This window comes from Burkholderia sp. RF2-non_BP3 (genome assembly GCF_001522185.1).
Taxonomy (GTDB): Bacteria; Pseudomonadota; Gammaproteobacteria; order Burkholderiales; family Burkholderiaceae; genus Burkholderia; species Burkholderia diffusa.
Map to the genome: position 1 here is coordinate 85,840 of NZ_LOSU01000051.1, position 19,932 is coordinate 105,771.

At 62.5% G+C, this 19,932-nt stretch carries 19 protein-coding genes; 1 reads left to right on the forward strand and 18 read right to left on the reverse strand.

Features of this window, described 5'->3' with window-relative positions; genetic code table 11:
• The 5 genes from WS45_RS24455 to WS45_RS24475 all read right to left on the reverse strand — a co-directional run bounded on the left by WS45_RS24455 (position 1) and on the right by WS45_RS24475 (position 6,046).
• Positions 1–1,338 carry a dihydrolipoamide acetyltransferase family protein gene (locus WS45_RS24455; protein WP_059702078.1) on the reverse strand — a complete coding sequence of 446 codons (1,338 nt, stop codon included), beginning with the start codon at positions 1,336–1,338 and terminating at the stop codon, positions 1–3.
• Between the two features lies 1 nt (position 1,339).
• On the reverse strand, positions 1,340–2,383 hold the full coding sequence (locus tag WS45_RS24460; protein ID WP_059702080.1) for an alpha-ketoacid dehydrogenase subunit beta: 1,044 nt from the start codon (positions 2,381–2,383) through the stop codon (positions 1,340–1,342).
• Positions 2,384–2,385: 2 nt separating this feature from the next.
• Positions 2,386–3,618 (reverse strand): 3-methyl-2-oxobutanoate dehydrogenase (2-methylpropanoyl-transferring) subunit alpha, encoded by a 1,233-nt coding sequence (locus WS45_RS24465; protein ID WP_059702082.1) that lies wholly within the window; start codon positions 3,616–3,618, stop codon positions 2,386–2,388.
• A 406-nt stretch (positions 3,619–4,024) separates the two neighbouring features.
• Positions 4,025–4,651 carry a flavin reductase family protein gene (locus tag WS45_RS24470; protein ID WP_059702084.1) on the reverse strand — a complete coding sequence of 209 codons (627 nt, stop codon included), beginning with the start codon at positions 4,649–4,651 and terminating at the stop codon, positions 4,025–4,027.
• A gap of 357 nt (positions 4,652–5,008) precedes the next feature.
• Positions 5,009–6,046, reverse strand: a complete 1,038-nt coding sequence (locus WS45_RS24475) for a lipase family protein (RefSeq protein ID WP_059702086.1) — start codon at positions 6,044–6,046, stop codon at positions 5,009–5,011.
• 436 nt (positions 6,047–6,482) lie between these two features.
• Between WS45_RS24475 and WS45_RS24480 the strand changes: the two genes are divergently transcribed.
• On the forward strand, positions 6,483–7,040 hold the full coding sequence (locus tag WS45_RS24480) for a hypothetical protein (RefSeq protein ID WP_059523553.1): 558 nt from the start codon (positions 6,483–6,485) through the stop codon (positions 7,038–7,040).
• A gap of 1,193 nt (positions 7,041–8,233) precedes the next feature.
• On the opposite strand, the gene WS45_RS24485 is transcribed toward WS45_RS24480, so the two are convergent.
• From WS45_RS24485 to WS45_RS24535, 13 genes are all read right to left on the reverse strand, one after another.
• Positions 8,234–8,587, reverse strand: a complete 354-nt coding sequence (locus WS45_RS24485) for a hypothetical protein (RefSeq protein ID WP_059702087.1) — start codon at positions 8,585–8,587, stop codon at positions 8,234–8,236.
• Between the two features lie 181 nt (positions 8,588–8,768).
• The gene (locus tag WS45_RS35220; RefSeq protein ID WP_156437263.1) at positions 8,769–9,014 is read right to left on the reverse strand and encodes a hypothetical protein; all 246 of its coding nucleotides are present in this window, start codon (positions 9,012–9,014) and stop codon (positions 8,769–8,771) included.
• A 41-nt stretch (positions 9,015–9,055) separates the two neighbouring features.
• A complete protein-coding gene (locus WS45_RS24490) occupies positions 9,056–12,745 on the reverse strand; it encodes a hypothetical protein (protein WP_156437264.1) in 3,690 nt (1,229 codons plus the stop codon).
• The gene (locus WS45_RS24495) at positions 12,745–15,000 is read right to left on the reverse strand and encodes a transglycosylase SLT domain-containing protein (RefSeq protein ID WP_059702091.1); all 2,256 of its coding nucleotides are present in this window, start codon (positions 14,998–15,000) and stop codon (positions 12,745–12,747) included. Before WS45_RS24495 ends, WS45_RS24490 begins: the two co-directional genes overlap by 1 nt.
• Before the next feature lie 15 nt (positions 15,001–15,015).
• Complete coding sequence (locus WS45_RS24500) at positions 15,016–15,270, reverse strand: hypothetical protein (RefSeq protein ID WP_059702092.1); 255 nt, start codon at positions 15,268–15,270, stop codon at positions 15,016–15,018.
• Positions 15,271–15,281: 11 nt separating this feature from the next.
• Complete coding sequence (locus WS45_RS24505) at positions 15,282–15,971, reverse strand: hypothetical protein (protein ID WP_156437265.1); 690 nt, start codon at positions 15,969–15,971, stop codon at positions 15,282–15,284.
• On the reverse strand, positions 15,971–16,681 hold the full coding sequence (locus tag WS45_RS24510) for a hypothetical protein (RefSeq protein ID WP_059702096.1): 711 nt from the start codon (positions 16,679–16,681) through the stop codon (positions 15,971–15,973). The genes WS45_RS24505 and WS45_RS24510 overlap by 1 nt, the downstream gene beginning before the upstream one ends.
• Before the next feature lie 33 nt (positions 16,682–16,714).
• Entirely contained in the window at positions 16,715–17,263 is a 549-nt protein-coding gene (locus WS45_RS24515; protein ID WP_059702098.1) for a hypothetical protein, read from the reverse strand.
• 253 nt (positions 17,264–17,516) lie between these two features.
• Positions 17,517–17,729, reverse strand: coding sequence for a DNA-binding protein (locus WS45_RS35225; RefSeq protein WP_156437266.1), 213 nt, complete (start codon positions 17,727–17,729; stop codon positions 17,517–17,519).
• A 330-nt stretch (positions 17,730–18,059) separates the two neighbouring features.
• Positions 18,060–18,248, reverse strand: a complete 189-nt coding sequence (locus WS45_RS24520) for a hypothetical protein (protein ID WP_059702100.1) — start codon at positions 18,246–18,248, stop codon at positions 18,060–18,062.
• Between the two features lie 184 nt (positions 18,249–18,432).
• Positions 18,433–19,572: an AAA family ATPase gene (locus WS45_RS24525; protein WP_257140611.1), complete on the reverse strand. Its 1,140-nt coding sequence runs from the start codon at positions 19,570–19,572 to the stop codon at positions 18,433–18,435.
• Positions 19,569–19,748, reverse strand: a complete 180-nt coding sequence (locus WS45_RS35760; protein WP_059702103.1) for a hypothetical protein — start codon at positions 19,746–19,748, stop codon at positions 19,569–19,571. The genes WS45_RS24525 and WS45_RS35760 overlap by 4 nt, the downstream gene beginning before the upstream one ends.
• Positions 19,745–19,930 carry a hypothetical protein gene (locus WS45_RS24535; RefSeq protein WP_059702105.1) on the reverse strand — a complete coding sequence of 62 codons (186 nt, stop codon included), beginning with the start codon at positions 19,928–19,930 and terminating at the stop codon, positions 19,745–19,747. Before WS45_RS24535 ends, WS45_RS35760 begins: the two co-directional genes overlap by 4 nt.
• Between the last annotated feature and the right edge of the window lie 2 nt (positions 19,931–19,932).

The following is a 19,932-nucleotide window of genomic DNA, read 5'->3' on the forward strand; positions in this document are numbered from 1 at the left end:
TCACTCCACGAACAGCAGCGCCGGACGCTCGAGCACGCCGCGCACGGCCTGGATGAATTCGGCCGCGTCCGCGCCGTCGACGACGCGATGGTCGAACGACGACGACAGGTTCATCATCTTGCGCGCGACGATCGCGCCGTCGCGGATCATCGGTCGCTCGACGATCCGGTTCACGCCGACGATACCGACCTCGGGATGGTTGATCACCGGCGTCGACACGATGCCGCCGAGCGCGCCGAGGCTCGAGATCGTGATCGTCGAGCCGGTCAGCTCGTCGCGCTGCGCGCGGTTCGCGCGCACCGCGTCGGCGAGCCGCGCGATTTCCGCCGAGATCGACCACACGTCGCGCGCTTCCGCATGACGCAGCACCGGCACCGTGAGGCCGCCGTCCGTCTGCGTCGCGACGCCCATGTGCACCGCGCCGTAGCGCGTGACGACACCCGCTTCGTCGTCGTAGCGCGCGTTGATCTGCGGGAAGTCGCGCAGCGCGATCACCATCGCGCGGATCAGCAGCGGCAGCGGCGTGAGCCGGCCGCGCGTGTCGCCGTGGCGCCGGTTCAGCTCGGCGCGCAGCGATTCGAGCTCGGTGACGTCGATCTCCTCGACGTAGCTGAAGTGCGGAATGCGGCGCTTCGCCTCCTGCATCTTGCGCGCGATCGCGCGCCGCAGGCCGATCACCGGCACGTCGGTTTCGTCGTTGCGCTCGTCGTAGCCGCGCGCTTGGGATCCGCGCGCCGCACCGCCGCCCGTGCGTGCATACGCATCGAGGTCCGCATGCAGGATCCGCCCGGCTTCGCCGGTGCCGCGCACGTAGCGCAGCTCGATGCCCATGTCCCATGCGCGCTGGCGCACCGCCGGCGACGCGAGCGGCCGTTCGCCCGGCGCGAGTGCCGCGCGCGGCGGCACCGCATGTTCCGCGCGGCGCGGCTCGGCCGGCGCGCGGGACGCGGCGTGCGGCGTCGCCTTCGGCGACGCATGTGTTTCGGATCCCTCATCGACGGAAGACGACTCCGCACGCACGTCGACCGCCGCCGGAGGCTGCGTCGCCTCCGCGCCGGCCTCGCGCGGCTTCGCGCCCGGCTTCAGGTTGCCGTCGCCTTCGACTTCGAGACGGATCAACTCGCTGCCGACCGCCATCATCTCGCCGATCCGCCCGCCGAGCTCCAGCACCTTGCCGGCCACCGGCGACGGAATTTCCACCGCCGCCTTGTCGGTCATCACATCCGCGAGCGGCTGGTCTTCGGCGATCGTCTGCCCCGGTTGCACGTGCCAGGCCACCAGCTCGACCTCGGCAATCCCTTCGCCGATATCCGGCATCTTGATGACATGAATCCCCATCTCAGGCCTCCATCACGCGTCGCAACGCTTCGCCGACCCGGGCCGGGCCGGGGAAATACGCCCATTCCTGCGCGTGCGGATACGGCGTGTCCCAGCCCGTCGTCCGCTCGATCGGTGCTTCCAGATGATAGAAGCAGTGCTCCTGGACGAGCGACACCAGCTCGGCGCCGTAGCCGCAGGTGCGCGTCGCCTCGTGCACCACCACGCAGCGGCGGGTCTTGCGCACCGACGCGACGATCGTGTCGAGATCGACCGGCCACAGCGTGCGCAGGTCGATCACTTCCGCATCGATGCCGGTCTCCTCGGCGGCGGCCAGCGACACGTGCACGGTCGTGCCGTACGTCAGCACCGTCAAGTCGTTGCCGGGCCGCACGACGGCGGCCGTATCGAGCGGCACCGTGTAATAGCCTTCCGGCACCGCGCTGCCCGGATGCTTGAGCCACGACGTGACGGGACGTTCGTGATGGCCGTCGAACGGCCCGTTGTACAGGCGCTTCGGCTCGAGGAAGATCACCGGATCGTCGTTCTCGATCGAGGCGATCAGGAGTCCTTTCGCGTCGTACGGATTCGACGGCATCACCGTGCGCAATCCGCAGACCTGCGTGAACATCGCCTCCGGGCTCTGGCTGTGCGTCTGGCCGCCGTAGATGCCGCCGCCGCACGGCATCCGGATCGTCATCGGCGCGGTGAACTGGCCCGCGGAGCGATAGCGCAGCCGCGCGCCTTCCGACACGATCTGGTCGGACGCCGGGTAGAAGTAGTCCGCGAACTGGATCTCGCAGACCGGCCGCAATCCATACGCGCCCATCCCGACCGCGGCGCCGACGATCCCGCCTTCCGAGATCGGCGCATCGAACACGCGCGACTTGCCGTATTTGGCCTGCAGGCCCTCGGTGCAGCGGAACACGCCGCCGAAGTAGCCGACGTCCTGCCCGAACACGACCACGTCGTCGTCGCGGCCGAGCATCACGTCCATCGCGGAGCGCAGCGCCTGGATCATCGTCATCGGCTGCGCCGATGCCGTCGTCGTTTCATGTTGCGCCATGATCACGCTCCCAGTTCCTGGCGCTGACGGCGCAGATGCGCAGGCAGCTCCTTGTACACGTCGTCGAACATCGAGGCCGGCGACGGAATCCGGTCGTCGGCCAGCGTCCCGAACTTTTCCGCTTCCTTCTGCGCGGCGATCACCTCGGCTTCCAGCTCGGCCGTGAGCGCGTCGTGCGCGCTGTCCGACCAGATGCCCTTCGCGATCAGGTGCTGCTTGAAGCGCGCGATCGGATCGCCGAGCGGAAAATGGGCCCAGTCGTCGGCCGGCCGGTATTTCGTCGGATCGTCCGACGTCGAGTGCGCGCCGGCGCGATAGGTCACCCACTCGATCAGCGTCGGGCCGAGATTGCGGCGCGCGCGTTCGGCCGCCCAGGTCGACGCCGCGTAGATCGCGAGGAAGTCGTTGCCGTCGACGCGCAGCGAAGCGATGCCGCAGCCGACGCCGCGCCCGGCGAACGTCGTCCCCTCGCCGCCCGCGATCGCCTGGAACGTCGAGATCGCCCACTGGTTGTTGACGACGTTCAGCACGACCGGCGCGCGATACACGTGCGCGAACGTCAGCGCGGTGTGGAAGTCGGATTCCGCGGTCGCGCCGTCGCCGATCCATGCGGACGAGATCTTCGTGTCGCCCTTGATCGCCGACGCCATCGCCCAGCCGACCGCCTGGATGAACTGCGTCGCGAGGTTGCCCGAGATCGAGAAGAAGCCGGCTTCGCGGTCCGAATACATGACCGGAAGCTGGCGCCCCTTCAGCGGGTCGCCTTCGTTCGACATCAACTGGCAGATCATCCGTTCGAGCGACACGTTGCGCGCGATCAGGATGCTTTGCTGGCGGTAAGTCGGGAAGCACATGTCGCCGTGACGCAGCGCCATCGCATGCGCGGCGCCGATCGCCTCTTCGCCGAGGCTCACCATGTAGAAGGAGATCTTCTTCTGACGCTGCGCGATCATCATGCGCGCGTCGAAGATGCGGGTCTTGAGCATCGCTCGCATCCCGGCGATCAGGCGCGCATCGTCGAGGTCCGGCGCCCACGGGCCGAGGGCTTCGCCGTGGTCGTCGAGCACGCGCACCAGGCTGCGGGCGAGATGGGCGGTGTCCGCCGGCGCAACGTCGATCGGCGGGCGGCGAACCGCGCCGGCCGGCGATAGATGCAGATAGGAAAAATCCGTCTTGCAGCCCGGACGCCCGGTGGGCTCCGGCACATGCAGACGCAATGGCTCTGACAGGCTCATCGTGTCGTCTCCACGCTCGATTGTGTCTCACGCTGATGGAAGCGCGCGGCCGGTTGCCGGCTCACGCGCGAGCTGGCGCGCGGATAAGCACGCCAACCTTGGAAATCTATGCCTTATGGCGCAAAACGTCGATGACCAACCCGCTCGCTCCGGATGAGCAGATTTGCCATGGCGGATGTCGACGGACGATCGATGGCGGCGGCGGCGCGAACGCAGGTCGCCCGTGCTGCGCTGCGTCAGCGGCCGGTGAAGCGTGCGTAACGAGCCGGACCGATCGGTACACGCCGGTCATGTCGGACGATACGAAGCAAAAGACCTCGCGAAATCCTGGATCCCGGCGAGGTCTCGGTGCGTCGGGGCGCTTCCGCGCCCGCGGGGCCGGCCGGCTGGCCCGGCGGGCGATGAATCACGCGTCGGGACGCGCGATGTCGAAGCGGCTGTCGGGCGTCACGTGCGCGTAGGCCGACGGGCCGCCGGCGCGCAGGATGATGCCGGCGCCGAACGTGTCGAAGACGCCGTCCTTCAGCAGGTCATGACGAATATGCACGGCGATGACCTCGCCGAGCACCAGCGTCGCCGGCGTCTCGACGCCGCGATGATCGCGCAGCCGGATCACGTCGGTCACCTTGCATTCGAAGTTCACGCCGCTTTGCGCGACGCGCGGCACGTCGACGAGGCGCGACGGAATCGCGGTCAGCCCGCCGAGTTCGAATTCGTTGACGCCATACGGCACCGCGGCACAGGTCTGGTTCATCCGTTCGGCAAGGTCGCGCGTCGCGAGGTTCCAGACGAATGCGCCGGTTTCCTGCACGTTGCGCAGGCTGTCCTTCGCGGCGGTGCTCGAAAAGCCGATGATCGGCGGACGATAGTTGAACGCGTTGAAGAAGCTGTACGGCGCGAGGTTGACCGTGCCGTCGGCGCCACGGGATGAAATCCAGCCGATCGGGCGCGGGCCGATGATCGCGTTCAGCGGGTCGTGCGGGAGGCCGTGGCCTTGTACGGGTTCGTAATAGTGGTAGGTGGAATCGAGCATGGCGAGTGGCGTTGCGGCGGGGATATCCATTCGGGTCAATCGTATCCCGATGGTAAGCGAAGCGCTTGTCGCACTCGCACGGCGATGGCGCCGCGTCCTGTCCGGCATGCTCGTGACGGCATCCTCCATCGAGTCGACTCCGCGCCCGGCGCGTGACGGAAATATCCGTTTGCGATCCGTCCTCGTGCAAACCCGCCGCGCCCCGCAGGAACCGGAAACAACAAAGCCCGCCGAAGCGGGCTTTGACATCGCGATTCATTTCACCCAGCCGTTTGCCTCGCGCAAATTTCCGCTTGCGCGCGACACCTGGTGCGGACCTCGTTCGCGCTCATGCGCTGCCCAGGACTCGTGCAACCCTCAGCGGTTTATTGGCGACGCCACTTGGCCGGGGCCCGGCCCGGGAATGTCGATGTCGGAGAGTGCCATATCCAGGCAGGTCATGTACTCGTAGATATGCTGATAGCCAACCTGCGTCGAGAAATCCCGGATGTGTCCATTCACCGTACCGTCAAGCCGGTACTGCATCGCGGTCGTCACCGATGCCGAGAGATCGGACGTTCCCCATTGCGCGTAATCCAGGGGCCGGGTCGCCAGGGAAACCGCATCGACGGCAATCTTCGTATCGAGCGGGGTATCCAGCCCCGCATCGCTGTAGACATCCTTCACATGCAGAATGGTGTCCGCATTCCATGCCATCGGAACGATATCCCGCGCATTGAACACGCGCACCGCACGATCCCGCATTTGCCGGTTGAAATAGTCGGCAAATGCCGCATTGCCCGCTGTCGGGGCCGCAAATGTCTGGCAGTTGTACGTATGGGCCTGCAAGCCACTCTGATGCTTCAGGTACAACACGATCGCGGATGCCAGGGCGCCTCCGAGGCTGTGCCCGATGACGTTGACCACCGACGATGGCGGCACGCTCCGCAGGAAGTCTGCGAGCTTCACGCGACTTGAATCCGGCGTGTCCAGTATGAAAAACAGCGCTCCGTTGGTACCCGCCGATATGCGTGCGTCGGGCGGGCAGTCCGGCACATACGCGCTGAACGGCTCAAGGGTGCTAAACGAAAAGTCGCCCAGAAGATCGAGCGCAGATTTGAAATTGGTGCCGCTCGTCACCACCGAATATTCGCCGGTGGCGGTCGATTGCAAGACGGCCGTGATATTGGCGGCGTAGCCATCAGTCTTGTCGGATACGATCGCAGGCCCCCAAACGATCTGGAACTGATCGTTCCGGGTCATCCGCGATCCGTTCAGGCGATCGACGATGATCTTTTTCACCTGCGGGGCTGTCGGCTGCGGGATGCCGTGTCCGAATTTGTCCGTCGCCGCGTTGTTCAGCACATAGGCCAACGTGAGGTTGACCTGCATTTGCCCGAGTTTGCTGGATGTCATGGTTCGTCGCCTCGTCGTCGCACTGCGGAAGGGAATCATTGCGAGTAACGCCGGTTCCTGGCCGCTTGCGCCGGCGCGAATGCAATTGGATGCGCAACGGCGGTTCTTTAAATACGGGCGGCACAGGTTCGCAATAATTACGCAAATAATGGCGCACGCAGTACAGCGAAACAACCTGTCGATATTGGCAGGTGCCATTCAGTCACTTCGGCATTTTTAGATTCACTTCAAAACCGGACCCTATTTTCGCTTCATTAATTCAGCGCCGCCAAATCGGCGATCGCCGTTTCATATAATTGCATCGCCATCGGGATATTTTCGATAACTGAATAAATTGGCGCGGACACGTAACATCGCTTATGTCTGAAGAATTTTCGACTAGAATTCGATCCGACGCGGCCACGTCGAACATCGTGTGACAACTCGGAGAACAACGATGGCAGACTACCTGAAGTACGGCGATGTGATTCGACTCACCAACGGCTACAGTGGCAATTGGAAAGGCGGCTACCTGTGCGTGGGCGGCCCTTCCCATATTGATGGCGGCCAGGATTATGTGGGGACGGTTTCGTCGCTCAGCGGAAATGAAACTGCAACGCAGTGGATTATCGTGTCGCCGCTCAACCAGAAACCCAAGGGGCAAAATGTCCTGAGTTGCGACCAGATTCTGCTTCAGAGCGCCAAGGACAATAGCTTTCTGGCGCTATTCAATAACAACGCAAATAACGGCCAAAATCTCGACGTCGCTACATCAGGCGGCCTGGGCGGCACCGGATCCGTCGCCTGGCATATTTTCATTCGTTCGAACCCCCAGAACGATCCGCAACTGATTACTGAAGACCAGCTCTTTTTGCTGAATTCATTCAATAACGGCACCGGATTCCTGGATACACGGGGCGAAGGTCGATCCGGCTTCCTGTACAACGTTTCGGCTTCGTTGCTGGTCGATCGAGAAGGGAGCGGTAGCGGTGCATGGATGATCACGCGCGGTTAGGCGTCCAGCCTCGGTCCCATTTGCAACGACGTTGGGCCGAGGCGCCATCCCGGCGACACGCCAATCCGGCGTCAACGGCGATGCTTGCCGGCGACCGCCACAGCGGGATGATGGAGTTGGCGGGGTGATCGAACCGGAGGAGAAACGGCTGGCGCGCACGCAATGGCTCGGCCCATGCCGCCTGACCGGGGGAGTGTCAGCAAAGACATATGGTGCGGGGACCGGACTCGAATATCGTCCCCCAACCCTTGACAGTAAAGGGATTGAATACAGAAAGCAGTTCACATACCAACGAAAATACCAACAAGCTTGGAACCCTCCCTTTCTACCCTCGCTGTTGCCCGCAGATGAACGGATAGCTGTGGCAATGACGCAACGCTCGATCGGGTGTGCATACCTGTTGCGATCTTGTGACCTCCCATGGTGACATATGGCATCTGGATCCCGGCACGGTACGCAATATGACAGACGACAACCTCGCGAGCGGGATCCGTCCAACGGTTACAGAATGGATATGGCGCGTCGCCAACGGGATAGCTATTGCAGCAGCATTCTGCACATGCGTCGCGACCTTTACGCAGGCGAATGCGATGGTCGCTGGCCTACTCAGCTTGATCACGGCTCTTGCAATGTGCGCAACCTTTGCCATCGGCCGGATTCGCGAACGAGCGTCACAGACTGAATTGGAGAGCGCTCGGCACGAAACAGCAAGGCTGCGGGAGCGTGTTGCACCACGCACTCTCACCGCAGATCAGCGCGCAGCGCTCATTAGGGCTGCCAAAGCCGAGGGACCGCAGAAAATTTGGGTGCCACACGTCGGGAGCGACAACGAAGCCTCCGAGTATGCCAAACAGTTCCGAGATGCCTTCGCCGAAGCGGGCTGGCATACTGGGTCCGCATCGTTTCACGTCGGAACTCCAATATACGGACTTGTGGTCGGCATGGGGCCGCCCTTCAACGACTCGTCGCAGCCCAGTGAAATTGAACGAGTGCGTCGAGTCCTTGCGGCTGCGGGCATTGCATTGACCGTGACTGATGCATTTCCGCCTCAGTCGCCCGCTTTTGGTTGGAGCCCACGTCCGCATCCGGGACCGAATGCAGCGGTTTTGCTGGCCGCAGCCAAACCTGTGCCGCGCGAGCTTACGGAATAGTCAGCATGCATTTTGGCGACCAGACGGCCGCGCACGCTTCCCCTAGTGCGTTGCGGCCGCAGAATCGGTTTGTACACCGCAGTTCTTCGATGCACGCAAGTTGTCGAGAGCAGCGCGACGATCGCTCGCGCTTTTAAGTGCCGCGTCTTTTTCCATCATATTGCCGATCCCGAAGTCTCCAAGAAACGACAAGATCGACCGACCGTCGAATCGGCTTTCCTCGTCGACGTGTTGCACAAAACCATCGACCTTGGCGGTCTCAAGGTCGATTTCTCGGCAAGTCATGGTGGATTTCTCGAAGCCAGTCAGTTGCCCCTCGCGACCGTAGTTTTTTGTCGCGCAGCCCGTCAGTAGCATTGCAGCCGCGAGCGTCACATAGATCCCCGTCTTATTCATGTCATGTTCCTTTTTGATTAGCTTGCCCGCACCAACGCCATTGCAATGGAACCGGCAAGCTTCACCAGCTTAGGGTGTTGGCACGTTGCCGGCTATGCGTGCAATCTCTATCAGGCGATGGGACGCGGCCAAGGCTCGGAGCTTCGTTGTTGCTGTCCGTTACCGGTTGCCCGCTACGCGATCATCTGCTCGATGGATAGAGTTTCTTCGCTGGCGATACGCCCTTCATCGGCGCTTCGGTACGTGTCGTGACCGCCGGCGATTCAGACCTGCCGGCGAGTTTGCCATTCGGTCCGATGTTCGCGGACCTCTTGCCTGGCACTGCTGACGCTTTCGCGTTCGCATGCGGCCCCTGCTTCGTCGACGTATTGCCGACAATGGGCGCGGCGGGCTGCTTCATGTTGCGCGGGTCCGTAAGTTTTCCCATGCTGCTCTCCACTAGGTTACTAGGCATCGTGCCCATGAAGCTCACTCGTCAGACGATTCAGACGAGGCCTGTTCCTGCTGCAACTGTTCCATCCGTTCAAGCATGTCAACCGGCGCGATCTGCTCGAACTTTTTCAGTCTGTTGCGGTTCAGTCGCGCCTGCGGATTGATCGCGTATTTCAGCGTCATGCGCTGCTCCTGCGGCGTCATGTGCGCTTCTTCCATCTTCTGAATTGCGGTCTGCACGTCGCCATCCTTGATCAGTTCGCGGATGCCCGGCATCGCCGAAGCGACTTCGTTCTGGTGCCGCTTCTCGGCCTCGAACATCACGCCAACCTGCGGGCCACCCGGTGCCCCTTTGGAAAACGTCAAGCCGAGCAGCGGGCCAATTGTCTTCAGTGCATCGACGTCGTCACCGTGACCGGACATGAGACGGTAGCCTGATTGGATCGAGTCGAGCGGGATTTGCTCTTGCAGGATGTTCCAGACGACGTTGCCGACCGCATGGAGCATTCCCTTGATGCCCGGCTCCTGGTCATCGTAGACCTTGCGTCCGAACCCCTTGTCGTTCTGAAACGCCTGCATCAGCGGGCGCAGGATCGTGCCCTCCTTGCGCTTGAGCATATCTAGAGGACTGGTCAGGTAGCCCTGAAATTCTTCGCCAATCTTGCCGGTCGGCAAGCGCATGTAGATCGCCGTGCCGTCCTTCGCCGTGTTGAACAAGATCCGTCCTTCCTTGCCAGGCTCGTTGCGAGAGTTCGGGAAGATCGAGCCGATATTCAGGATCGCGGATGGATCGGTGTCGGCGCGGCTCAGGTAATCCTTGAAGCGCACGGCGTAGCCTTGCAAGACCTGCGGCACGGTCTTGTCACGCATGATCACGTCCATCGCGTTCTGCATAATGGCGTTGCCGACGTACATCAATGCCACGTCCATGACGAACGCGTGCAGCGCCTTTTGCCGCGCCGCCTTGGCAGCACCTGCACGTGCAATTTCACCGGCATCGCGCAGAATCTGCGCCTGCACGTCACCCGGCAGGCCTCTCGCGATATCCTTCATCGCGCCAATGTTGCCAAGTGTGAAGGTGCGAGAGAACAACGCGACGTTGGCGAGCTTACGCGCGCCGGCCGACATGGCCTCGTTCGGCAGTGCGCCGGCGTAGCGATTGGCAAAGTGCGCGGCCATGCGGGAGGCGGTCAGAGGATCAAGTCCCTTTCCGATCATGTCGCGCTCGAGGTTCGTGAACAGGCCCATTTGCAGATCCGCCACGCGATCCCAGAGCAGCGTGTTGTGCCAGACATCGCCCGCCTTGTCGATTGCCGCCTTCACCGCCGTGCCAGCCTCATCGCTGAGGAGTCCGACCGCACCGCCGATCGCCTTCGCTGTGAGACTACGCCCGGGTTTGATGGTTGGCTCTTCGAACAGGTCCGTCACGTCTTGGTTGAAGAATCGGTGACCAATCGGCACCAGCCCAGCGTCGAGTGCGCGGCGCATCGTGACCGGGTCGTGCTTGGCGGCATTGCCTTCGAAGTACACGCGGCCGGTCAGCACCTTGCCCGGCATCATCGGCAGCGCTCGGCCCCACTCAACCGCGTTGTGAATCAGCGGCGAGTACATGATCAGGCCCATAGTCTTGCCCTTCAGGCCCATGAACGCCTTGTAGAGTGCGCCGGACTTCTCGGTCATGATGGCCTTCAACGGCCCCTCGAATTCCTTGCTGACGTAGAGCGGAACCCGGTCGAACATCATGTTGCCGTCCTGATCGAGCGCAGGAACCATCTTGCCGTCCTGCTCGATCAAACGAGGGCGATAGGTCTTGAAGGCCGGATGGTCGATCGTGAAGTAGCCAGGCTTCTCGTTGGAACTGACTGTTTCCTGCCCGATCCGAAGCCCTACGTCCTTGACCCGGTTCACTAGTTCGCGCCCGGCGATCGCCCGCTCGATGCGCGACATCGCCATCGGCATCGTCCGGATATCGCGGACCACGGTTGCGCCTTCGCCGAACTTGGTTTTGGCTGCCTCCTCAGTTTCCTCAGCGGTCGCGTACTTGCGGCGCGTAAGAGCTGAGGCGGACGTGGTGATGTTGCCGCCGCGACCCTCCGGGCTGGATACGCGCTCGTGGCTCGGCATGCTCACTTCGCCATCCTCGCCGATCATCGCCACCATGCGCGGCGTCCAGTAGGCAACGCCTTCGCCTTGGAACATACCGATCTTGCGGGCCCGGTCGAGCAGCGCATTGCCGTATTGCGCGAGCGTGTCGACCGTCTGACGCTCGTCTTCGGAAAGCGATGCAAGCCCACGGGCCGGGTCCGTGACGCCTTGCGTGCGCAGCGTATTTTCTTCTTCCGCCGCAGTCCACATGCGTTCGCGTTGCTCGGGGGTGTAGCCCTTGCGTAGCAGGTCATCGAATGCCGTCCACTGCCATGCTGCCTTGCGCATCGCGTTTGCCGCATCCTTGGCGATCGCCATCGCGCGGTCGGAGCCGGCCGCCATCGGCGTCGTCTTCAGCTGCAAATCGCGCACTGCGTCTGACATGACCGCCGATGCCGCTTGGCCCGTGTCGGTCTGCAAGATGCGCGAGCCCAGATCCTTCAGCCCTTGAATCGCTTCGATCGGGCTTAAGCCGGCGTGCAACAGGGTGATATCCCCGTCGCCCGTTTCGTATGCCTGCGTGCGCGCCGCCTCGGGCGACGCAACCTCCGGAGTCAGCACCGGAGATTCGGCGACAACATCCGGAGCGGACTCTAGAGGTTCGACCGGTTCCGGAATCGGCGTCTCCGGTTCCAGCGGTCGGACAGCCTTCATCTGGTCCGATACCGGCACGCCAACCTGCTCCCTGCGCATGTACGGCTGGAACGCGGTCGGCACCGACACGTCCGGGCTTTTCAGTTCGTCCGCGATCGCCGGATCGATGCGCGCCTGTTCGAGCACGGTGTATGGCCCGATGCCGGTCTGCTGATAGGTCGCGCGTAGGCTGTTCTCGACGGACTGCACCGTTTCCGGCGCGGCGTCCGGGCCGGCCGTCACCTTCGCGACGTTCTGCATGTCTTCGGTGGTGATGCGCTGACCGTTCAGCTTGCGCCCGAGTTCACCAAGCAACGCAGCCGGAAGCATCTGAATCGCGGCCGCGGTGAAGGCCCCCGCCCACGAAGCGGCTGTGTTCGACAAGCCGGCGCGCTCACCGACGTTAGCCACCTTGTAGCCCGCTTCCATACCGGCGTTGTTCAGCACTTCAAGCGGATACTGCGCGGCGCCGGCCAGTCGTGCGCCTGCCTCCGTGTGCGGCTGGTACGTGACAGCGCGTGACAGCTTTTCCGCCATCGCTTCCGGATCCATGCTCTTGTCGCCGAGCACGTACTTGTCGAACAACCCGACCGCACCAGCGCCGATGTAGGTCGGGAAGCCGAACGCCATGCCGGTCGATACGTTGAGCGCCGCTTCGAGCGGCCCGTAGACCGTGCCGATGTCCTTCATCGTCTGCATCGCGTCTCTGCCAGTGCCGACGTTGATCAGATTGTGGCTGTCCACGAACGAATTGCCGACCGCCTGCGCGAAACTCCTGTTTGCCTCGCTGGCGTCGGGATGTGGCTGCGCCGGCTGTCCGCCGAGATACGAGTCGATGTCCTGCGGCGAGAAACCGGCCGCTTTCAGCGTCTGGCGCTGCGATGACGCATAGTCGTTCATCTCCTGCGGGGAGAAGCCAGCAGCGCGGAGTTGGTCGAGCGCACCCATCAGTGCATCCCCACGCGGGCCAGGTATGCGGCGGGCGTTTCACCAGGTAGCCGCTGCGGGATCGGTGCTTGCGGCGCGCTGGTACCGGCCGAATTTGACGTGGTGCCGGAAGCCGGCGCCGCACCGGCCTGTCGACGCACCATGTCTGCTTCGCTCGGCAGGAATGATGCGACGCGCGACGGCAACAACACGTAGTTAGGGTTCGTCGGGTCGAACAACACGCGCGGATCCTTGCCGTCCTTCTTCATCTGCGCGATCTGCTGATCGAGCGCGTAGCCGAATCGATAGGCGGCCTCTTGTGCGGCCTCCGGGTGCTGGATCGTGACGGTGCTCATGGTCGACATGAGCATCTTCTGCGCGGTCTGCTTGACCGTATTCACCTGTTTCAGGAACGGGTTCGCCTCGGGCGAGTTCAATTCCTTCATCTCGGTGATGAGCTTCTGGCTATCGCTATAGGACAGTCCATGCGCGATCAGCGGCGTGATCTGCGACGGATCAGTGATTCGGTTCGGGTCGCCGGCCGGCAGGTTGATACGGGTCTGCGTGTCGTTGAATACCTTCGGATCGGACGGCGTGTATTCGCCGCTCGCCTGTCGCTGGTTCTCGCGAAACACCTGCTGCACGCTAAGAATGTCACGCGGCGTGAGTTTGGCGTAGACCTGCCGCAGCTCGGGCGTCAGTTCGCCGGCCGACTGAATTCCGCCCTTGACCGCGGCGTCGAGCACCTGCGTCATGTTGCTGTAGTCGGCCGCGCGCACCGCCTGTAGTTGGCGCGTGTAGTTCTTCTGCGCCTCGGCGACGACTCGATCAGCATAGACCGGGTCGTCCGGCCGGCGCGCTTGCGCTAGGGCGCGCGCCTGATCCTGCACGTCGCCCTCCCTGGCCTGCAACTGGTCGGCGGTGAGCGCAACGCTGCTCGGCGTGCCATGGAGCGCCATGCGAACAGCTCCCAGGTTGGCCGCGTACTGACTCGTGTTCGGCCCGGTCGCGGTCGTCGAGCCACCATAGTAGGCGCGATCGACCGCTGATTGATCACCGCTCATGCCGGAGCCCGCACGCACCATCAGCCGCGCCATGCCATCGATCGCCTGCTCGGGGTTGTGCGGATCCACGCCCAACGCCTTAGCGGTGTCCGGCATCAGCTGCGCGATCCCGGTCGCACCCTGCGAACTGACCGCGCCGGGATTCAGGCCCGATTCCGCGACCGCGCGCAGCTTGAGTTCAGTCGGGTCGAGATTGTACTTAGCCGCTACCGCCTTGAACGTGTCGTCATAGGGCGATGGCTTCTTGACTTGGGCGGCGATGTTGTCGATCTGCTGCTGGGTGTATGGCTTGACGCCTGGCGCGTTGAAATCTTGTGGCAAAGGGCCAGCCGTGCGGCCGGTTGCATTGGCGAATGCGATACTCCCGTCGAGCGCGGCATTGTGAGAATTCGTCGTGATGTTCAGCGTGCGCTCGACCTCGTACCGATGCGCCGCATCTAGTTGGCTCTGAATGTCGATGTGACGCGAATTACCGTTTTGATCGGTGTACGTCTCGCCGTTCCGAAAAATGTCAGCGGCACGCATCGGATCACTGGCGGCCATCAAGTCGAGCCGGCGCGCGTACAGCCCGCTCGTGAAGTCCTGCACCTTCTTGTCCGCCCACTCGATCGGCTCGCCGCGGAACAGCGAATGCGTGCGGATCTCGGCAATGCCGGACTGTAGTCCATCGTTGAATGCGTTGGGGTCGTTCCATCGCTGCAACGCGAGCGACCCTGCGGCATCGACCATACCAGCGGACGTTTGATCCTGATAAACCTGATTCTGCTGTGTCGCGTGACGCTGCATCCCGTCGATCTGGAACATGTTCACGCGATGGGATAGCTCGTCGAAGATGCGCTGCGCTCTTGGGTCTTGAAGCTTGTCGCGCTCTTGCTGGCGCAACTGTTCCATCTGGGCTAGGTAGATGGGCAGCTGGTCTACGGCATCCTTGCCGGTGAGTCGCAGGTATTTCTGCGTCAGATCGCTACTGGCCGGAAAATAACTCTTATAAAAGCCGTTGTTGGCGTTCGTCTCGTTCTGGACCGCAATCTGTCGATCCGCTAGCTGAGTGACCTGATCACCGCCCAGCTGCATGCCCTGCGCCAGTTTCCCGGCGGCTTCGGCGGTAATTCCCCCAAACGCGTCCGGCGTCGCGCCCGCAATCTGTTGAGGTTGCAGCGAGACGTTGCTGAAAACGCTTTGCGAGGTTTCGATGCGTGGCAGGACGGGCATCTTTATTTCCCTGGGTCAGTGCAGCGTGGCGTGAAGGCGACCGCGCTCGTCAATTGTTTCGGCAGCACACGCCGCTTCTTGGCGATACACCTCTGCAATCTTGTTCGCGTAACGAGCCCGTTCTTCATCCGACATCGCGCGCGCCTGCTTCACGAGCAACACGCGCCTTGCGATGCTTTCGGGATGCATCACATCGGCCGAGCGCAAAGCCTCGACCATCTCGTCATAGGTCCGATCGTCATCCCATAGAACGCAGTAGAGATCCGACATGGCCACTCTCCCTATCGATTGCCGCGGCGCGCGGCGAAGTCGACAACCTGCCGAATGAAGGCCGGATCATTTCCCAGGCCAGTGCTCGCAAGCCATTGACGCACGCCGGGATAGGTCTTTTCGACTTGCGCAATCACATCCTTGGCCGCGGCGAGGTTGGCATCAAAGTTCTCTCCATACTCCGCGCGCAATGTCTGCTCGGCGCCGGCCATGTTGGTCTGAACCGGGCTGCGTACGGCATCGACTGACGCCTTCCAGACGGCCTGTGCTTGCGTCACCCCGAGACCGAGTTTCACCATTGCCTGCAATCCCTCGGGAATGGGCTCGACGCCATCCAACGGGCGCGCAAAGCTGGCAAAGTCCGTCACGCTCGTCGCGCTCGGCTCCGTGTCTCGAGCGTCGCGCAGCGCCGCCTCGATCTTCGGACGTGCCTCAAGAAACGGCACTTCGGCAGGTTCTGCCGGTACATCATGCGTCGCGTCGTCACGATTGCCGCCAGCATCGGCCGCATCTTGTTCCGGATCCGACAACTCGGTGAATTGCCGTTCGGCAGCTTGTGCGGAAGCCGCTGGTGCCGCCGCGGGCTCGACAACCGGTGCAGCATGTTCCGGCGCCGGGGCTGCCGCAGGCGTGCTCAGAGGGCTCAGCGTGGCGCCAGAGCCTCCGGTCGCAGACGGGTACAGAGCGGCGAGGGCATCCATTACGCGGCCTCCGGTGCGGGTGTTTCGGCGGCCTGTTGCGCGGATTCCTCGAGCGCGGCCAGATGGTCGACGAGGCGCATCTCAAAGCCCTCGCGGACGGAACGAAGGAATACGTTCTGCTGTTCGACCGCGTCCGCGACTTTCTCAATCTGATGCAGGGAGACGCCGAAGCTCAGACTCTCCATCGCGCGGAATGCGTCGGCCACCTCGACACCGGCCGCGGAAAGCAGAACGGATAGCGTGGCGCGAATCGGAGCCAAATCGTCGGTGTCCAAACCAACCGCCTCATCGATCGGCATGGAGCGCCGCACCGTGTTACCGGCAGCTTGGTGCAAGCGCATCAGATCACGTAACAAAGCGCCAAGCAGGACAAGCATCAGGTCCAGATTGGCGGCCATCTCAGTGCGTCGCTTGAGCAACGTATCGACGCTCGCGGTGATCGACCGGGCTTCGTCAACGCGGCGTTTCGCGCGGTCGACAACGAGCATCGGCTCGGCCTCGGCGATCGCGGCCCGCGTGTCGATCAAGTCCTGTTGTGCGACATTCAGCTCGTTCAGAATCTCGGTGCGTCGCGTGGCGGCCGTTGCGTCGCCTTTCGCCGCTTTGAGCTTCAACTTCCCTGACTCAGTTCGCAGACTGGCAATGCGCGCGGACAGTTGCGATTCCTCGCGACGCAAGTCGGACAGCGTTTCACTCAGGCTTTTGGTCATGGCTTGGATCCTTGCGATGGTTCGTGACAGCGGTTATTGGTCCGTGACGGCAGGAGTAGCGGCAACCCAGACCCAGGCCCGAGCGCCATCGATGCGGCGCTGAGTCTTCGCATAGCCGAGCCTGCCCATGGCGTCGGCGAGTTCCATTTCGTCGGCGCGATTGATGTGTCCTTCGACAAGGTGCAGCGCATCGGTGAGCAGCGTCGGCGTCGTCAACACGGCATCCGGGTTCGCAGCGATCCATTCGCGCAAATCGCAATCGATACCGGGCTCCGGGTCGTCAACCGCCACCGGATCGACCTCCGGCTCGTCGGGCACATCAGCGGCTTCGAGAGTCGGGGCAGGCTCAACAATCGGCGGCAGACCGGCGGCACTCGAGCGAATGCCGAGGTACGGATCGACCTCGCCGAATATCGCCCGCGCAGGCGCATATCCGGCCTGGCCGCTCAGATCGTCCGCTTGGAGACGGCGCGACGGATCGTCGGCCGATCGGGCTGATTCATCGCCCTGTAGCCGATCCTGGTGCGCAGGGCCGTAGTGCTTCCCGTAGAGGGCGCGGATTGCTTCGTCGTCGCTCGTCATCGCCACGCTTCCTCATTAATCTGTCCGCGGTCCCAGTCGCTGCCCCAGTACCAGTATTCACGCCGCATCGCCTTGTCATGCTCACATCCGGCTCGCAGTTGCATCACGAGTTCGTCGTGAAGGACACGCTGCCGAGCAGCCTGCCGCACACGTTCGGCCTCGATTACGTTCCGTGACACCTCTCGCTGCCGCTCTCGCTCGGAATGCCTGCGCGCGACGTGCGTATCAAACTCGCTTTGCATGTTGTGGCTCCTTACGCTGCTGCGACGGCTTCGCGCGGTTGAGGAGTGAGTAGAGCGCGCACGTGTTGCGCCGGCCAAAGCAAACGCTGATTCGGTAGCTTGACTGGACGGACGCCCAGATATTCGCCGTCACGCTCCACAACACGCCTGATGTGCGCCGGCTTCGTTCGAACGATCGCGGAAAACTCGCGCGTCGTAAGAAACTCTGAATCGGTCACTTTCATCTCCATTGCTCCACCTTCATCTATAGGAGTGCGAAACACCTAATTTCCGCTAGTTTCCTCGTGCACTCGCGCGCGGAACGTTCAAACCATCGCTAAAGACTACTACCGACCACGTAACACATACAACCCTTTGCGCAGTGTTTCAGGACAATCCAGCGACGTTTGCAGCCATTCGCTCGCTTTCCTCGCGCGCACGCGTGCGTATCTGTGTCAAAACTCTCGACGACAAATTCGGACAGTTAGTTTGCCGATCCACAAAAGCGCTGTATTCCTCGCGCGCGCGTGCGCGATGCGTGTGGAAATCCCAGTGAGGCACCCGTCCGTGACACATCACTTGCGCTCTCCGATTTTGATCATTCGCCAAAGCTCCCGCCGTTGCATCTCCGCTGCCGCATCGCCGAACTTGGATCGAACCGTCTCGACGATGTCACGTGCCAGCGCATAGTTGCCTCGACGCCCCTCGTTCACGGCTCGCATGAATTCGCCCCATGCCTTGAGTCGCTGCTCCTTCGTGCTCATCGAACACCTCCCTCTCGAGCGTGCGTGCGGAACGCGCAGCTTTTATTCACCCCCCTCCGAAACGCGTTGCTCAGGCAGTTGCTCATCTCTTTCCACGTGAAAAACATGAGCAAGTTGAGCAAGTTAGAGCAGGTGTTGTTCATGTTGCTCATGTTAATCAGCTTGTTCATGTTGCTCATGTTGTTCACTTGTTGGTAGATGGACGGCAGTCGACCGGAAGACTCCAGTACCATTTGCCACCGTCACCGCAGCGCTTTATCACACATAGCTTTTCTGAGGCACGGCGCAGCGTTGCCCATGAGATACCAGCAGCCTTGGCCTCGGCTTCAACCGTCTTGCTAGGTACTACGTCGTCACCTAGAAACGTGCGCAGGAACTCGGTGGCCTCGGAAACCGCGTATGCCTTGTCAGTCGCAGGCTCGTTCAGCAGATCACGCGCATTCCCATCGAGCGCTTCGCCCCACGTGATGCGCGAAGCGTGAATGCCCTGTAGCGCCTCAACCTGGTCGAGGTGGTAGACGAAACCGCCTTCGTCGGGGCCGATGTTCGACTTAGCGCGAGCGAAGATACGGCGGTCCTCACCATCTTCGCCTTTGACCTTTGCGGCCACCATTACCACCCGCGCAACAGCCGTGAAAGCGATAGACCCGATCACACGTTGCACCGGATCAGTGCCTTGCCCACCCTTCGAGAAGTGCGTGATGCCGACAAGCGCGGCGCCCATGCTCGCGGCGAGGTCTACCAGCGGCTGTAGATCAAGGCGTGTCTCCGCATTCTTATGGCTGTCGCGTTTCACGGCCGAAATAATCGGATCGACGATAATCAGCCGGACATTGCCGATACGCTCGCATTGCTCGGTGAGAGCCAGCATGTCGCGGGCCGGGTCGAACGGCTGTACCTCGCCGTTCCAACGAGTGCCCTTTACGAAGAAGACGCGGCTCGGATCACCGCCCGCCGCCACCAAGCGTGGCAGCAACGTATCAGCGGCGTCATCCTCGCCGGACCACATAAGCACGTTTCCCACTTCGCACGGCTCGCCGTCCGGCCAGCGCCCGCCGCTCGTAACAGTCGCCCCCAAACCGCCCAGGGCGATTGTCGTTTTCCCCAACCCAGGAGCGCCTGCGAGAAGATGCAATTTCCCAAGCGCTAGCCAGTGCGGCCAGAGCCACCGTACGGGCATTGGCCGGAGTTCTGCCCCACTCACGAGAATCACACCATCGGCCGGTGATTTATCGAAAAAAGCTTGACGCGTCGCCTTGATAGCGCGCCGCTGTTCGCTTTGCTCGGTGAGGGCCTCGAAGTCAACGTCCTGGAAGATTTTCACAGGCGCCCCTCCGCAGCCTGCTGCGCAAGCCATTGCTTGGCGGACGCGACGACGTTCTCTGTCACCCACTCCTGATGCGTCGCCCAAGATTCCGGGCCCAGTTCAGAGCGACAGCGAGCGAGCTCGAGCTCGACCAGGCGGGTAACGTGCGCGCGCACTTCGTGGGGTTTGCTCATGCAGCCGTCCGTGTCCGCTCAACGTGCTTCTGGATACGGCGCAGGAAGCCTATGCGCGCCGAATCAGTTTCAAGCCGTGCGAAGGTCACGTATAGCTCGTTAGGCACGGCAATGTCCGCGGCAATGTTGCCAAGGGCCTCAGTTGCTGCGCGCTCGCCAGCAAGGTATTCGGTAGGATCCATTG

What these genes read in the sequence shown, in the direction of transcription:
- WS45_RS24465 (WP_059702082.1), bottom strand. Translation starts at nt 3,618, where the DNA reads ATGAGCCTGTCAGAGCCATTGCGTCTGCATGTGCCGGAGCCCACCGGG.
- WS45_RS24520 (WP_059702100.1), bottom strand. Translation starts at nt 18,248, where the DNA reads ATGAGCACGAAGGAGCAGCGACTCAAGGCATGGGGCGAATTCATGCGA.
- WS45_RS24480 (WP_059523553.1), top strand. Translation starts at nt 6,483, where the DNA reads ATGGCAGACTACCTGAAGTACGGCGATGTGATTCGACTCACCAACGGC.
- WS45_RS24515 (WP_059702098.1), bottom strand. Translation starts at nt 17,263, where the DNA reads ATGACGAGCGACGACGAAGCAATCCGCGCCCTCTACGGGAAGCACTAC.
- WS45_RS24505 (WP_156437265.1), bottom strand. Translation starts at nt 15,971, where the DNA reads ATGGATGCCCTCGCCGCTCTGTACCCGTCTGCGACCGGAGGCTCTGGC.
- WS45_RS35760 (WP_059702103.1), bottom strand. Translation starts at nt 19,748, where the DNA reads ATGAGCAAACCCCACGAAGTGCGCGCGCACGTTACCCGCCTGGTCGAG.
- WS45_RS35225 (WP_156437266.1), bottom strand. Translation starts at nt 17,729, where the DNA reads ATGAAAGTGACCGATTCAGAGTTTCTTACGACGCGCGAGTTTTCCGCG.
- WS45_RS24535 (WP_059702105.1), bottom strand. Translation starts at nt 19,930, where the DNA reads ATGGATCCTACCGAATACCTTGCTGGCGAGCGCGCAGCAACTGAGGCC.
- WS45_RS24500 (WP_059702092.1), bottom strand. Translation starts at nt 15,270, where the DNA reads ATGTCGGATCTCTACTGCGTTCTATGGGATGACGATCGGACCTATGAC.
- WS45_RS24490 (WP_156437264.1), bottom strand. Translation starts at nt 12,745, where the DNA reads ATGGGTGCGCTCGACCAACTCCGCGCTGCTGGCTTCTCCCCGCAGGAG.
- WS45_RS24475 (WP_059702086.1), bottom strand. Translation starts at nt 6,046, where the DNA reads ATGACATCCAGCAAACTCGGGCAAATGCAGGTCAACCTCACGTTGGCC.
- WS45_RS24485 (WP_059702087.1), bottom strand. Translation starts at nt 8,587, where the DNA reads ATGAATAAGACGGGGATCTATGTGACGCTCGCGGCTGCAATGCTACTG.
- WS45_RS24470 (WP_059702084.1), bottom strand. Translation starts at nt 4,651, where the DNA reads ATGCTCGATTCCACCTACCACTATTACGAACCCGTACAAGGCCACGGC.
- WS45_RS24455 (WP_059702078.1), bottom strand. Translation starts at nt 1,338, where the DNA reads ATGGGGATTCATGTCATCAAGATGCCGGATATCGGCGAAGGGATTGCC.
- WS45_RS35220 (WP_156437263.1), bottom strand. Translation starts at nt 9,014, where the DNA reads ATGGGAAAACTTACGGACCCGCGCAACATGAAGCAGCCCGCCGCGCCC.
- WS45_RS24460 (WP_059702080.1), bottom strand. Translation starts at nt 2,383, where the DNA reads ATGGCGCAACATGAAACGACGACGGCATCGGCGCAGCCGATGACGATG.
- WS45_RS24495 (WP_059702091.1), bottom strand. Translation starts at nt 15,000, where the DNA reads ATGCCCGTCCTGCCACGCATCGAAACCTCGCAAAGCGTTTTCAGCAAC.
- WS45_RS24510 (WP_059702096.1), bottom strand. Translation starts at nt 16,681, where the DNA reads ATGACCAAAAGCCTGAGTGAAACGCTGTCCGACTTGCGTCGCGAGGAA.